This window comes from Bacillus sp. mrc49 (assembly GCF_002803435.1).
The window spans coordinates 1-13,876 of sequence record NZ_PHNG01000751.1; the positions used below are offsets into that span (position 1 = coordinate 1).

Annotated in this window: 12 protein-coding genes; 9 read left to right on the forward strand and 3 right to left on the reverse strand. The window is 46.2% G+C overall.

The window, feature by feature from the left end:
• The coding region (locus CVN76_RS22040; RefSeq protein ID WP_100533073.1) for a CBS domain-containing protein at positions 1 to 875 on the forward strand (875 nt) is incomplete at its 5' end.
• Between the two features lie 32 nt (positions 876 to 907).
• Here the strand turns inward: CVN76_RS22040 and CVN76_RS22045 are convergent.
• Positions 908 to 1,210, reverse strand: a complete 303-nt coding sequence (locus CVN76_RS22045) for a YtpI family protein (RefSeq protein WP_061142233.1) — start codon at positions 1,208 to 1,210, stop codon at positions 908 to 910.
• Between the two features lie 163 nt (positions 1,211 to 1,373).
• On the opposite strand from CVN76_RS22045, the gene CVN76_RS22050 reads away from it, so the two are divergent.
• Positions 1,374 to 2,312, forward strand: a complete 939-nt coding sequence (locus CVN76_RS22050; RefSeq protein WP_100533074.1) for a DHH family phosphoesterase — start codon at positions 1,374 to 1,376, stop codon at positions 2,310 to 2,312.
• A gap of 61 nt (positions 2,313 to 2,373) precedes the next feature.
• Here the strand turns inward: CVN76_RS22050 and ytrI are convergent, their stop codons facing one another.
• The gene (gene ytrI, locus CVN76_RS22055; protein WP_061142231.1) at positions 2,374 to 2,880 is read right to left on the reverse strand and encodes a sporulation membrane protein YtrI; all 507 of its coding nucleotides are present in this window, start codon (positions 2,878 to 2,880) and stop codon (positions 2,374 to 2,376) included.
• The gene (locus CVN76_RS22060) at positions 2,877 to 3,212 is read right to left on the reverse strand and encodes a YtrH family sporulation protein (protein ID WP_061142230.1); all 336 of its coding nucleotides are present in this window, start codon (positions 3,210 to 3,212) and stop codon (positions 2,877 to 2,879) included. The genes ytrI and CVN76_RS22060 overlap by 4 nt, the downstream gene beginning before the upstream one ends.
• A gap of 142 nt (positions 3,213 to 3,354) precedes the next feature.
• Between CVN76_RS22060 and dnaE the strand changes: the two genes are divergently transcribed.
• From dnaE to pyk, 7 genes are all read left to right on the forward strand, one after another.
• The gene (dnaE, locus tag CVN76_RS22065) at positions 3,355 to 6,753 is read left to right on the forward strand and encodes a DNA polymerase III subunit alpha (protein WP_100533092.1); all 3,399 of its coding nucleotides are present in this window, start codon (positions 3,355 to 3,357) and stop codon (positions 6,751 to 6,753) included.
• A gap of 112 nt (positions 6,754 to 6,865) precedes the next feature.
• Entirely contained in the window at positions 6,866 to 8,107 is a 1,242-nt protein-coding gene (locus CVN76_RS22070) for an NAD(P)-dependent malic enzyme (protein ID WP_061142229.1), read from the forward strand.
• A 5-nt stretch (positions 8,108 to 8,112) separates the two neighbouring features.
• On the forward strand, positions 8,113 to 8,742 hold the full coding sequence (locus tag CVN76_RS22075; RefSeq protein ID WP_100533075.1) for a FadR/GntR family transcriptional regulator: 630 nt from the start codon (positions 8,113 to 8,115) through the stop codon (positions 8,740 to 8,742).
• A 90-nt stretch (positions 8,743 to 8,832) separates the two neighbouring features.
• On the forward strand, positions 8,833 to 9,696 hold the full coding sequence (accD, locus tag CVN76_RS22080; RefSeq protein ID WP_100533076.1) for an acetyl-CoA carboxylase, carboxyltransferase subunit beta: 864 nt from the start codon (positions 8,833 to 8,835) through the stop codon (positions 9,694 to 9,696).
• Positions 9,693 to 10,691, forward strand: a complete 999-nt coding sequence (gene accA, locus CVN76_RS22085; protein WP_061142227.1) for an acetyl-CoA carboxylase carboxyl transferase subunit alpha — start codon at positions 9,693 to 9,695, stop codon at positions 10,689 to 10,691. Before accD ends, accA begins: the two co-directional genes overlap by 4 nt.
• A 276-nt stretch (positions 10,692 to 10,967) precedes the next feature.
• The gene (gene pfkA, locus CVN76_RS22090) at positions 10,968 to 11,927 is read left to right on the forward strand and encodes a 6-phosphofructokinase (RefSeq protein WP_100533077.1); all 960 of its coding nucleotides are present in this window, start codon (positions 10,968 to 10,970) and stop codon (positions 11,925 to 11,927) included.
• Between the two features lie 119 nt (positions 11,928 to 12,046).
• Positions 12,047 to 13,807 carry a pyruvate kinase gene (gene pyk, locus CVN76_RS22095; RefSeq protein WP_100533078.1) on the forward strand — a complete coding sequence of 587 codons (1,761 nt, stop codon included), beginning with the start codon at positions 12,047 to 12,049 and terminating at the stop codon, positions 13,805 to 13,807.
• The last annotated feature ends 69 nt before the right edge of the window (positions 13,808 to 13,876 follow it).

A 13,876-nucleotide genomic window follows, 5' to 3' on the forward strand; every position in this document is an offset into this window, starting at 1 on the left:
CGGTTAAAAGGTTAGCTGATGAATTGGAAATGCCCGTCATTTCCACGAGCTATGATACCTTCACTGTCGCAACGATGATCAACCGGGCGATTTATGACCAGTTGATCAAAAAGGAAATCTTGCTTGTGGAGGATATCTTGACACCGGTTCAGGAGACGACTTTTTTGACGATCGGTGACAGGGTTCAGACATGGCACGAACTCAATCAGGAGTCAGGGCATAGCCGTTTCCCTGTTGTTGATGACAATATGAAGGTCCAAGGAATGGTCACTTCAAAAGATATCATCGGTCAGGAGGAGTTGACACTCATCGAAAAGGTGATGACGAAAAATCCGTTGACCGTCGGTGATAAAACGAGTGTGGCCTCTTCTGCGCATATGATGGTTTGGGAAGGGATTGAATTGATTCCGGTCGTGAATGACAGTCATATCCTCAAAGGAATCGTGAGCAGGCAGGATGTGCTGAAGGCGCTGCAAATGAGCCAAAGGCAGCCGCAGGTTGGCGAGACGATCGATGATACGATTACGAGTCAGCTTGTGATGACTTCGAACCGGGGGAAAGGTGAGGAAGTGTATAACTATGGCGTCACTCCGCAAATGACCAATTACCTTGGGACGATTTCGAGCGGGGTGTTCACGACATTGGTTACGGATTCAGCGAACCGGGCACTGAGAAGCTACAAGCGGGGTGACTTGGTCGTGGAGAATATGACGATTTATTTCATCAAGCCAGTCCAAATCGACAGTACGCTTGAAATTCACCCGCGTGTTCTTGACGTAGGGCGTAAATTCGGAAAAGTGGATGTCGAGGTGTTTAACCAAGGTAAACTTGTCGGGAAGGCAATGTTAACGTGCCAATTGCTGGACAGATCGTGAAAAATGAATCAAAAAGGATAATCGAAGGTCGATTATCCTTTTTGATTTGCGGCTTCTTCAATCGCATATGGCAGGTAATATTTATACATTTTATAGCCTCCAAAAATGCTGAACAGGCCGACTGAGATGAAAACGGCGGCAATGATATAAGTGGTGGTCGTGTGGAACAGAAAAAGCTGATTGATCCCAAAAAGGGCCACAAACGCCCCTAGGGCAATGGAAGACTTTCCGGAGATCCACTTTTTCTCCATCGGCATTTTGGTGCGTACCGATTTGATTTTATAAAACAGATAGATTCCCAGTGAAAGTACGATCAAGGTGACAAGGATAGGCATCGTTTGAAATTCCCCCAATTTAACATATGTACCTTTTTATTGTAGCGGGAAATTCGTTGGAATGCCACAGTAAACAAGATGAGTCTTCCTATTTCTCCAAATATTTGATTAAATGAAATATATCAACTTAAACTACTAATACATATGTTGGAGGGAGATTTATATGAAAGCTGAGATTTTGGCAGAAATAAAGCGTTATGATACGATCATTCTCCATCGTCATGTCCGTCCGGACCCGGATGCCTATGGTTCACAAGGGGGGCTGGCGGAAATCCTGAAAGCATCTTTCCCTGAAAAACGGATATTCACGGTCGGTAAGGAAGAACCGTCATTGAATTATTTAAGAAGGCTTGATGTGATTTCGGATGAAACGTATCAAGGGGCTTTGGTGATCGTATGCGATACAGCAAATACGGACCGGATTTGTGATGCACGATATAAAACGGGGGATAAGCTGATCAAGATCGATCATCATCCTAATGAAGATCCATATGGAGATATGTTGTGGGTCGATACAACAGCAAGTTCCACATGTGAAATGATTTATGACTTTTACCTGTTCGGCAAAGATCAAGGGTTGAAGATGGTTGACGAAGCGGCACGCCTTCTTTATGCAGGCATCGTTGGCGATACAGGACGCTTCCTATTCCAAAGCACGACGGAAAAGACATTTGACCATGCCGGTGAATTGATCACTTATTCGTTTTCCCGCCCGCAGCTATATCAGGAGATGTACGATGTCAACGAAAGCATCGTCCGCTTGAATGGTTATGTGCTGCAGCATTTTGAAATCCTGCCATATGGGACGGGGAAAATGATCATCACGAAAGACATCCTTGAAAAATTCGATGCTTCGGCATCGGAGGCTTCACAGCTTGTATCCGCGCTCGGCTCGATCAAAAATGTGAAATCATGGGTGTTTTTCATTGAAGAAGATCAAGAAATCAGAGTCCGTTTCCGTTCCAAAGGGCCGATCATCAATACGATCGCCCGGAAATATAACGGCGGCGGCCATCCGCTTGCTGCCGGGGCTTCGATCCATTCCTGGGATGAGGCCGATATGATCCTTGCCGATATGGAAGCGTTGAATAAAGCGGAATGAAAAAAAGGCAAAGGCCAAATCGAATGGGATTTGGCCTTTGCCTTTATGTTTAAGACACCATTCAAGAAGTAGTCCTTTTGAGTTTGATCTCGATATTCATTTTCGTATAAAACATGATTTCGGAAACTTGAAGATGATACCGCTTTTTATTGATGGTCATGATTTTATTCTCGATGGATTTTTTCAATAACATCTTTCCGTTATATACACTCACCACATCCTTGGCGAGCAGAGAGGAAAGGTCGTCCTCTATTAAATCCTCCGCTTCCGCCACACTCAGATGATCGAGGCTGTAATCCGTACCGTTCGTAATCTTCACTTCCACTTCCTGAATCGTTAAAATTTCTTCGTTTTGCTGATTCAATTTTTTATAATCTTGCTCCCAAATGGCGATTTTTCCGTTCAAATCCTTGATTTCTTCCCGCTGCTCGTGAAGGGTCCGGATCTGCTTCTCCTGCTGGACCCCGTGCATATAAAAGAACATCACCCAGCTGAGCAATCCGCCAAGGGCAGCCCCGGCAAAAAAACGCTGCCAGGTGGGTGCCCGATGATAAGGGGGGATCCTCATGGCGAGATATGCTCCTGCGTGAACCAGTTGATGATCAGTGCTCCTGTCTGTGCTCCGCCAAGCGCAGATAGAATCAATAGAACCTGTTTGACGATATCCTTCGTTTCCCCGTGAAAAATGCCGCGCTCAAAATTATAGACCATATCAAAAGTACCTCCGATCGCCGCGACGATGGCCCAAATCCGCAGGCTGTCCGATAATCGGAAAACAGCTGTCATCGGGGCCTGTCCCGTAAAAAAAGCGGCGAGGCCTCCGATTATCGAGCCGCCAAGCAGAACGCCAAGCGATATGAAAAAGCTGTTAAGAAAGGCTGGAACAAAGGCTTCATTCATGTATCATCATCCTTTTTGGCTTGATATTCTTCTATTCCAATTATATGGGGAGTGCAGGGGGAATATGATAGCCTGTGGAAATACGGTGCGATATGGGATTGGAAATGAGAACATATTTTCTTTTTTTGAAATAAACACTATAATGAAAGAAACATGCCTTACAAAGGTGGGAGAAAAAAACGTGTATACTCATCTCCATATTCAGAGCGGATACAGCCTGCTGACAAGCACGGTGAAGATTACGGAACTTGTGGCCAAAGCGAAAGCGGATGGCTGTACAAGTCTTGCCTTGACCGATCGAAATGTCATGTACGGTTCAGTCTATTTTTATAAAGAATGCAAGAGACAGGGAATAAAGCCGATCATCGGGATTCTAGCGGATGTCCTGGATGAATGGGAAGCGGCGCATGGACTTCTGTTATTAGCAAAAAATCTACAAGGATACCAGAACCTGCTTAAGATAAGCAGTGCCATAAAAACGAAATCACCTTCGGGCATCCCGATGAATTGGCTTAAAGGCTACTCCAAGGGATTGATTGCGATCACGCCGGGGGCCGGAGGGGAAATAGAAACGCTGCTAAGGGAAGAAAGGCCGGAAGAAGCCCAACAGGCAGCAAGGAAGTTTCAGCAGATTTTTGGGGCGGATAACTTTTATGCATCGATACAGAGATTGTCGATTGCAAATGAAGAGAAAGGAAACGAAGCCATAAGTCTGCTTGCGAAAGAGTTAGGGATAAAGGTCGTAGCGACGAACCCAGTCTATTATTTGAACGAAAGCGATGCACTTGCCCAAGAAGTGTTGCTGGCGATCGGAAATGGGGATAAGCTCGCTGATGAAGCGCACACGGTGCTTGAATCCAAGCAATATTATTTGAAGAGCCGGGCCCAGATGGCGGAGTTATTTCATGACAGGCCGGATGCACTCGAAAATACGCTCGTTATTGCCGGGCAATGCAACCTGGACATTCCGTTTCACCGGTCCCTGCTGCCTAAGTATCCTACCGAAGCCGGGATGACGGCAGAGGAAATGCTCGAAGCCGTTTGTTTCGATGGGTTGAAGAAGAGGCTGCTGGAGCCGCCCATTCAATATGAAGAGCGGCTGCGATATGAATTGGATGTCATTACTAAGATGAAATTCAGCGATTACTTTTTAATCGTGTGGGACTTCATGAAATTTGCTAAGGATCAGCAAATCCTGACCGGACCTGGAAGGGGATCTGCCGCAGGGTCGATGGTCGCATACGTGCTGTCGATAACGGATGTCGATCCAATCGAGCATTCCTTGCTGTTCGAGCGTTTCCTGAATCCGGAAAGGATCTCGATGCCCGATATCGATATTGATTTCCCGGATAACCGCCGTGAAGAGGTGATTGCCTATGTCGCCAAGAAATACGGCGAATATCATGTAGCTCAAATCATTACGTTCGGTACATTGGCGGCCAAAGCCGCATTGAGGGACACGGGCCGCGTTTTCGGATTGAATTCCAAGGAACAGGAAGCGGTCTCGAAAATGATTCCAAACCGCCTTGGCATAACGCTGCCTGAGGCTTTCAAGGAATCGAAAAGGCTGCGTGATTTCGTTAATGAGAGCAATCAGAATCAAAAGCTTTTTCAAACGGCGCTATTGCTTGAAGGATTGCCTCGCCACACTTCGACTCATGCTGCAGGTGTCGTCATCAGCGACCAGGCTCTGACCGAGCATATCCCGATTTCGGGAGGACATGAGGGCATCCATCTGACGCAGTATCCGATGGACCTTCTTGAAGAGCTTGGACTCCTTAAAATGGACTTCCTGGGACTTCGCAACCTGACGCTCATCGATAATATTATAAAAAATATCCAAAAAGGAACCGGGAGAAAGCTCGATCTGTCCCAAATCCCCATGGATGATCCCGAAACCTTGGCGTTATTAGGGAGAGGCGAAACAACTGGAGTGTTTCAATTCGAATCGGATGGCATCAGGAAGGTTTTGGTCAAGCTGAAGCCGAACCGATTCGAGGATATCGTCGCGGTCAATGCCCTCTACCGTCCAGGTCCGATGGAAAACATTCCATTGTTCATCGAGCGAAAGCATGGTTTGGCGCCAATCGATTACTTGCACGAGGATTTGCGGGATATACTGGAGCCTACATATGGAGTCATTGTCTATCAAGAACAAATCATGCAAATTGCCTCACGTCTGGCCGGTTTTTCACTTGGGGAGGCAGACCTGCTCAGGCGGGCCGTTTCCAAGAAGAAAAAAGATGTGCTGGATCAGGAGCGTCAGCATTTTGTCAGCGGGGCTTTGCAACAAGGATATTCCGAAAAAACCGCGGATGAGATATACTCCTTGATCGTGCGGTTCGCCAATTATGGATTCAATCGCAGCCATGCGGTCGCATACAGTGTCATTGCCTATCAGCTGGGATACTTGAAAACCCACCACACTGAATATTTCATGGCAGCCCTCATGACATCTGTAATCGGGAATGATGAAAAGGTCGCCCAATATATCCGAGAGGCAAAAAAGAAAGGGATTACGGTCCTTGCTCCTTCAATTAACCGGAGCGGTTATCCGTTCATACCGGAAAAGGAAGGAATCCGTTTTAGCCTAGGTGCCATTAAAGGGATAGGCGGTACCGTCTTGAAGGAAATCTTTGCGGCAAGACGGCAAAAGAAATTCGAGGATTTATTCGACTTCTGTTTGCGAGTATCGGGTAAGATCGTCAATAGAAAGGTGCTCGAGGCCCTTGTCAATTCAGGTGCATTGGATGAATTCGGGGAAGACCGTGCTACATTGCTGGCAAGCTTGGATGTAGCGATAAGCCATACTGAATTGGTCAATCCGGACGATGATCTATTCGATATGTTTTCGGATGGCGAATTTTCCCTCAAGCCTAAGTACAATCATGTCGACCCCATTCCGATCGAAGACAAACTGGCATTGGAAAAAAACGCATTGGGACTCTACCTATCGAATCATCCCGTGACCGGCTACAGGGAGCTTTTCCAATACTTCGGCTGTTTGAGCATAGATGAAGCGACCAATAAGAAGGAATCGAAAATCCTGCTTGGCGCCTATATTACATCGGTAAAAACGATAAGGACGAAAAAGGGCGATGTGATGGCATTTTTGAGCGTAAGTGATGAAGAGGGGGATATCGAAGCGGTCGCTTTCCCGAATGTGTATAAACTCCATTCTGCGGAATTGAGCCACGGACAAGTCATCATGCTGCAAGGTACGCTGGAAGAGCGGGATGGGAAAAACCAGCTCCTGATCAAAAGTGTATACCCGCTCGAAAAAGTGAAGCAAATGAAGGAAGAAAAAAATGGAACGATCTTCCTGAAGGTTGAAGCTGACAAGCAAACGAATGACACGCTGCAAAAAATAAAAAAAATTTTACTGCAGCACGGCGGCGAAACGAAGGTCATGCTTTTTTACGAAAGGGAAAACCGCTATGTACAGCTATCTTATTGGGATTGGGTCAATCCTACCGACAGTTTGCTGCAGGCATTAATTGACATGGTCGGAAAAGGGAATGTGGTTTACAAGAAAGAATAACTGTTTTACAACTTTAATAGATATGTTATATTGAAAACAGGCCGCTGTGGTCTGACCACTAGATTTCAGCATATAATATCCGGGTTGCCCAATTCGTTTTAGGAGTGAAAATATGTCATTAAGAGAAGAAGCTTTACATATGCATCGCTTGAATCAAGGGAAATTAGAAACAGTTTCGAAAGTGCCTGTTAGGAATGCAGTGGATTTAAGCCTCGCTTACTCTCCTGGCGTTGCAGAACCTTGTAAAGAAATTTACGATAAGCCTGAAACCGTTTATGATTACACGATGAAAGGGAATACCGTTGCAGTGATTTCCGATGGGACGGCTGTGCTGGGGCTTGGGAACATAGGTCCTGAGGCCGCTTTACCAGTCATGGAAGGTAAAGCCGTTTTATTTAAAAGCTTTGCGGGAGTGGACTCTTTTCCAATTTGTTTAAAAACGACGGATGTGGATAAAATTGTAGAGACCGTTAAATTACTCGAGCCAACATTCGGAGGAGTCAATCTAGAGGACATCGCTGCACCGAATTGTTTTGAAATCGAAGAACGGCTCAAGAAAGAAATGAACATCCCTGTTTTTCATGATGATCAGCACGGTACAGCGATTGTAACTGTTGCCGGTCTTGTAAATGCATTACGCCTTGTCAATAAATCGATATCAGAAATAAAAGTGGTGGCGAATGGCGCTGGAGCTGCCGGCATCGCCATCATTAAATTGCTTTATAGCTATGGCGTTCGTGACATCATCATGTGCGATACGAAAGGTGCCATTTATGAGGGCCGTTCGACAGGCATGAATGATATCAAGGAACAAGTGGCCAAAGTGACCAATCGAAATAAGGTTTCAGGACCTTTGGAAGCGGTCATCCATGACGCGGATGTATTTATCGGCGTTTCTGCCGCAGGTGCATTGACTAAAGAAATGGTTTCAACGATGAACCGGGATGCGATCATCTTTGCGATGGCCAATCCGGATCCGGAAATCATGCCTGAAGATGCGAAAGCTGCAGGTGCAAGAGTGGTTGGTACGGGTCGTTCGGATTTCCCGAATCAGGTTAATAACGTTCTTGCATTCCCTGGGATTTTCCGCGGAGCATTGGATGTACGTGCGACACATATCAATGAAAAGATGAAGGTAGCGGCTGTAAAGGCTATTGCCGGTTTAATACAAGAACATGAGCTGAATGAAGATTATGTGATTCCTGCTCCTTTTGATGAGAGGGTGGCTCCTGCCGTTGCATCTGCTGTTGCGAAGGCAGCAATGGAAACGGGAGTGGCCAGAATTCATGTAGATCCTGAGGAAATTAAAGAAAAAACAAGGAAATTAGCGATCATTGGAAAAAGTGAGGAATAATTAATTTGAAGGATCGTACTTCTTCATCCAAAATTTATCTCGATGTCGTTGAGAGCCTTCGTAGAATGATTGAAGCGGACAGCCTCTTGCCTGGGGATAAAATCCCCTCGGAAAGGGAGCTGTCGGATCGTTTGAATGTCGGCCGTTCCTCAGTCCGTGAGGCATTGCGTGCCTTGGAGCTATTAGGGTTGATTGAAACGAGGCGTGGTGAAGGGACGTTTATCAGGGATTTCCAGGAGCATAAGCTAGTCGAGCTTCTGGGAACCTTTTTTTTGCAAGACAAAAAGGTACAAGAAGACTTGGCTGAAACGAAACGGTTGATTGAAATCGACTGTTTGAGGATCGTCGCTTTCTTCACAACGGCCGAAGAAATCAAGCGGCTGATGAGCTGGGTCAAAGCGGAGGAGTTCCGTGATGACGACTTCTTCTTAAGAATTGCGATATTGAACCGAAACCGATTACTGGAAAGAATCTGGCGCATTGTCAACAGCTATGCTAGAACATCAGAGATGGTGCTGGGTAATGTGGAAAAAGAAGATTATCTGTCACTTCTTACATATTTGCTCGAACGGGATGAAGAAAAAGCTATCGAAACGTATCTTATTAGAATCAGAAATATGTCGAAGGACGAGTGACAACTTTTTACACGATACTGATTTCATTTCTGATATAGTTTGTACCAAGTATCATAAAATAGATAATTGGTGGTAAAGGGAGGATTAAGCTTGCTTAAAGAGCTATTTGCGAAGTCTAAGAAGAAATATGCAACGGTTCCTTTAGATCGGGAGAAACAAGATGTACCAGAAGGAATTATGACTAAATGCCCCGGCTGTAAAAAAATCATGTATACGAAAGAATTATTGAAAAACAAGAAAGTCTGCCTCCACTGCGGGTTCCATCATTCGATGTCTTCACATGAACGAATCGAATGTTTATTTGATGCCGGCAGTTTCAAGGAATTCGATAAAGAAATGATTTCCGTCAATCCGCTTGGATTCCCGGATTACTTGGATAAATTGGAGAAGGATAAAAAGAAGGCCAAAATTAACGAGGCGGTCGTTACAGGAGTGGGGACCATCAATGGGTACCAAGTTTCGACAGCCATCATGGATTCCAATTTCCGGATGGGAAGCATGGGGTCGGTCGTTGGCGAAAAAATTACCCGTGCCATCGAACGCGCAGGTGAATTGAAGATCCCGTTCATCATATTTACAGCATCTGGCGGCGCCCGGATGCAGGAAGGCGTACTGAGCTTGATGCAGATGGCCAAGACAAGCGCTGCCCTCAAGATGTTCAGCAATGAAGGCGGCTTGATCGTATCGATGATGACCCACCCAACTACGGGCGGTGTTTCGGCAAGCTTCGCTTCACTTGGTGATATTAACCTTGCGGAACCGGGTGCCTTGATCGGTTTTGCCGGGCGCAGGATCATAGAACAGACGATCCATGAAGAACTTCCAGAAGACTTCCAAACGTCCGAGTTTCTGATGAAGCACGGTCAATTGGATGCGGTCGTTAAACGTACTGAATTGAAAGAAACCTTGACGACGATCCTAAAAATCCATGCCCCGGGTGGTGAATGGTCATGATATATGAATTAGAGTTCGAGCGTCCCGTTACGGAACTGAGAAATAAGATTAAAGAGCTGAAGGCACTTACGAAAAATGCTGACGTGGATCTTACGGTTGAAATCGAAACCTTGGAAAAACGTTTGGAAAAGCTGGAAGCGGATATTTATGATCATTTAAAACCGTGGGATCGAGTGCAGATTGCCCGGCATCCGGCCCGCCCTACAACGCTTGATTACATCCCGTTATTATTCAATGACTTCATCGAGTTTCATGGTGACCGCTATTATGGGGACGATGAGGCGATTGTCGCTGGAATCGCCCAGTTCGATGGTCGGTCCGTGACCGTCATCGGTCATCAGCGCGGCAAGGATACGAAGGAGAATATCCGTCGTAACTTTGGCATGCCCCATCCAGAGGGCTATCGAAAAGCGCTGCGCTTGATGAAACAGGCCGAAAAATTCAATCGGCCGATCATTTGCTTCATCGACACGAAGGGAGCATTCCCTGGGAAGGCTGCAGAAGAACGCGGTCAAAGCGAAGCCATTGCAAAAAACCTTTTTGAAATGGCCGGGCTGAAGGTGCCGGTCATCAGCATTGTCATCGGCGAAGGCGGAAGTGGCGGTGCCTTGGCACTTGGAGTTGGAGATCGGATTTTCATGCTTGAGAATTCAACATACTCGGTCATTTCTCCTGAAGGGGCTGCTGCGTTATTATGGAAAGATGCTTCCCAGGCTAAAAGAGCTGCTGAATCGATGCAGATTACGGCTCCTGACTTGAATCGCTTAGGGGTCATCGATGAAATCATCCCGGAAGTAAAAGGCGGCGCCCACCGGAATGCAAATGTTCAGGCAGAAGCCATAAAGGAAACTCTGAAACGTTCATTTAATGAGCTCCTCCCATTGAAAAGTGAAGATCTCATCAACCAACGTTACATGAAATTCAAGAAAATCGGTGAATATGAATTCGCAAAACAATCTGAGGGGAAACCTGAGGACGTAAAACAGCATTCATAAACATCTGTAAAGGAAAAAACGTGCTGCCTGGGGCAACACGTTTTTTCAGCCTTTCGCACGGAGCGGTAAGTCGCTAACCAACCCGCTAAAGCTATATGATTGTATGAAGAATGTAAAGATTTGCGCCATATTACTTCAATTTCTGAACAGAATCGGTTAGTCTAATAACATCAAGTGACCATAAGTTGAAATAGTTACTGCTTATTGAAGCTTGAAAAAGGGTACAATGGTATATAAGGGCTTAAATTTGATTAGTGTTGTAGAGAGGTGACATTTATGAAAAGAATAGGTGTATTGACAAGCGGAGGAGATTCTCCAGGCATGAATGCGGCAGTCCGAGCGGTTGTCCGGAAAGCCATTTTTCATGAAATGGAGGTCTTCGGGATTTATCATGGCTATCAGGGGTTGATTAACGGGGATATAAGGCAGCTTGAACTTGGATCTGTCGGTGATATCATCCATCGCGGGGGTACGATGCTACATACAGCTCGCTGTCTCGAATTCAAGACAGAGGAGGGCCAGCTAAAAGGAATAGAACAATTGAATAAATTTGGGATCGAGGGCCTTGTCGTAATAGGCGGCGATGGTTCTTACATGGGAGCCAAGGCATTGACTGAAAGGGGCTTTCCTTGTATAGGGGTTCCTGGAACGATTGATAATGACATACCTGGGACAGACTTTACGATCGGCTTCGATACGGCTCTGAATACCGTCATCGATGCCATCGATAAAATCCGTGATACGGCTACTTCTCATGAACGGACTTATGTTGTTGAAGTAATGGGAAGAAATGCTGGGGATATTGCACTTTGGGCCGGACTGGCCGGAGGCGCGGAAACGATCCTTTGCCCGGAGTATGATTACGATATGGAAGATTTGGTCGGGAAGTTGAATCGCGGGCATGAACGCGGCAAAAAACATAGCATCATCATCGTTGCGGAAGGTGTCGGGAGTGCTGTCGATGTTTCCAGGAAAATTGAGGAAAAGGCAGGAGTCGAAACACGCGTGACGGTTCTTGGCCATGTTCAGCGGGGCGGATCTCCTTCCGCAAACGACCGTGTCCTCGCAAGCAGACTCGGTGCCAGAGCCGTGGAATTGCTTTTGGAGGGCAAAGGGGGCCGAGCTGTCGGGATAGAGCAGAATCGGCTTGTCGACCATGGTATCATCGATGTCCTAGGTAAACAGCATACAATTGACAAGAAAATGTATGATTTATCATCCGAGCTATCCATCTAGGCAATCAGTATCGTCCAATGAACAGATTGAAGAATTCCGTAAAAAAATAGAGACAAATTACACTACGCCCCTGTCACCATAAGTTGGACAGGCGGCGAGTTTTCAAGGAGGAGCACACCATGCGAAAAACCAAGATTGTTTGTACGATCGGCCCCGCAAGTGAAAGCATCGAAAAGCTGGTTCAATTAATAGAAGCGGGGATGAATGTGGCTCGGCTTAACTTTTCTCATGGCAATCATGAAGAACATGCGGCCAGAATCAGCAACATAAGGGAAGCTAGCGAAAAATCAGGGAAACAGGTAGCGATCCTGCTGGACACAAAAGGACCTGAAATACGCACCAATAACATGGAGAACGATTCCATGGAGCTAGTAGCCGGTAACGAAGTCATCATTTCCATGACGGAAGTGCTTGGAACGCCAGAGAAATTTTCCATTACTTATGAAGGACTTCTTCATGATGTCCACACCGGATCGAAAATCCTGTTGGATGATGGATTGATCGGTCTTGAAGTATTGAAGATTGATGAAGCAAGAAAAGAGATCCATACAAAAATATTGAATAGCGGTACCCTGAAGAACAAAAAAGGTGTCAATGTGCCTGGTGTGTCGGTCAATTTGCCGGGCATCACGGGGAAAGACGAACAGGATATCTTGTTTGGGATTGGACAGGGTATCGATTTTGTCGCGGCATCATTTGTACGGAGAGCCTCCGACGTCCTTGAAGTGCGTGAATTACTGCAGCAAAATGGAGCGGAGCATATTCAAATCATCCCTAAGATCGAAAACCAGGAAGGCGTCGACCGTCTTGATGAAATCCTCGAAGTTTCAGATGGCTTGATGGTGGCTCGTGGAGACTTGGGTGTGGAAATTCCTGCTGAAGAAGTGCCGCTAGTCCAAAAGCAAATGATCAAAAAGTGCAACAACGCCGGAAAACCAGTCATTACGGCTACACAAATGCTTGATTCCATGCAGCGTAACCCAAGGCCGACACGTGCTGAAGCAAGTGACGTCGCCAACGCCATCTTTGATGGAACGGATGCCATCATGCTGTCAGGAGAAACAGCTGCGGGAACTTATCCTGTAGAAGCGGTGCAAACGATGCATAACATTGCATCACGTGCTGAATCTGCGCTTAATTATCGGGATATATTATCAATCAGAAGTAAAGTGAACCGCCATAATGTCACGGATGCCATCGGTCAGTCGGTTGCCCATACTGCACTTAATCTTAATGCCGGAGCGATCATCACGCCTACCGAAAGCGGTCATACGGCAAGGATGATTTCTAAATATCGCCCTAAAGCACCAATCATTGCGGTCACGTCCAATGACCATGTTTCTAGAAGCCTTGCGTTAGCTTGGGGAGTTTATCCGCAAATCGGACCTAAGGCGACAACTACGGATGAAATGCTTCAAACGGCGATCGATGAAAGCCTGCACTCAGGTTTAGTATCACATGGAGATTTAGTGGTCATAACTGCCGGCGTCCCTGTCGGTGAAACGGGTACGACTAACTTGATGAAGATTCATGTATTGGGAGAGGTTCTTTTGAAGGCGCAAGGAATCGGCAGGAAATCCGCAAAAGGCCAAGTGGTCATAGCGAAGAATGCCAAGGAAGCTTTGGAAAAAGTAACGGAAGGATCCGTATTGGTTACGATCGGTTCCGATCGGGATATGATGCCGGCCATTGAAAAATGTGCAGCATTAATTACCGAAGAAGGCGGATTGACAAGTCATGCCGCTGTCGTGGGCGTCACTCTGGGCATTCCTGTCATCGTGGGCGCTGAAGACGCGACCAAAGCCTTCAAGGATGGACAAAGAGTAACTGTCGATTCAGGCCGTGGCGTCATTTATGATGGACATGCCAACGTTTTATAGAATGAAATTTTTGGCTCATTCCAGCCGATGAGGTAAGATGGGTGTACCGTACCAGAAATGGGCTGTGCA

What these genes read in the sequence shown, in the direction of transcription:
- CVN76_RS22070 (WP_061142229.1), top strand. Translation starts at nt 6,866, where the DNA reads ATGTCATTAAGAGAAGAAGCTTTACATATGCATCGCTTGAATCAAGGG.
- accA (WP_061142227.1), top strand. Translation starts at nt 9,693, where the DNA reads ATGATATATGAATTAGAGTTCGAGCGTCCCGTTACGGAACTGAGAAAT.
- dnaE (WP_100533092.1), top strand. Translation starts at nt 3,355, where the DNA reads ATGAAAGAAACATGCCTTACAAAGGTGGGAGAAAAAAACGTGTATACT.
- ytrI (WP_061142231.1), bottom strand. Translation starts at nt 2,880, where the DNA reads ATGAGGATCCCCCCTTATCATCGGGCACCCACCTGGCAGCGTTTTTTT.
- pfkA (WP_100533077.1), top strand. Translation starts at nt 10,968, where the DNA reads ATGAAAAGAATAGGTGTATTGACAAGCGGAGGAGATTCTCCAGGCATG.
- CVN76_RS22050 (WP_100533074.1), top strand. Translation starts at nt 1,374, where the DNA reads ATGAAAGCTGAGATTTTGGCAGAAATAAAGCGTTATGATACGATCATT.
- pyk (WP_100533078.1), top strand. Translation starts at nt 12,047, where the DNA reads ATGCGAAAAACCAAGATTGTTTGTACGATCGGCCCCGCAAGTGAAAGC.
- CVN76_RS22045 (WP_061142233.1), bottom strand. Translation starts at nt 1,210, where the DNA reads ATGCCTATCCTTGTCACCTTGATCGTACTTTCACTGGGAATCTATCTG.
- CVN76_RS22060 (WP_061142230.1), bottom strand. Translation starts at nt 3,212, where the DNA reads ATGAATGAAGCCTTTGTTCCAGCCTTTCTTAACAGCTTTTTCATATCG.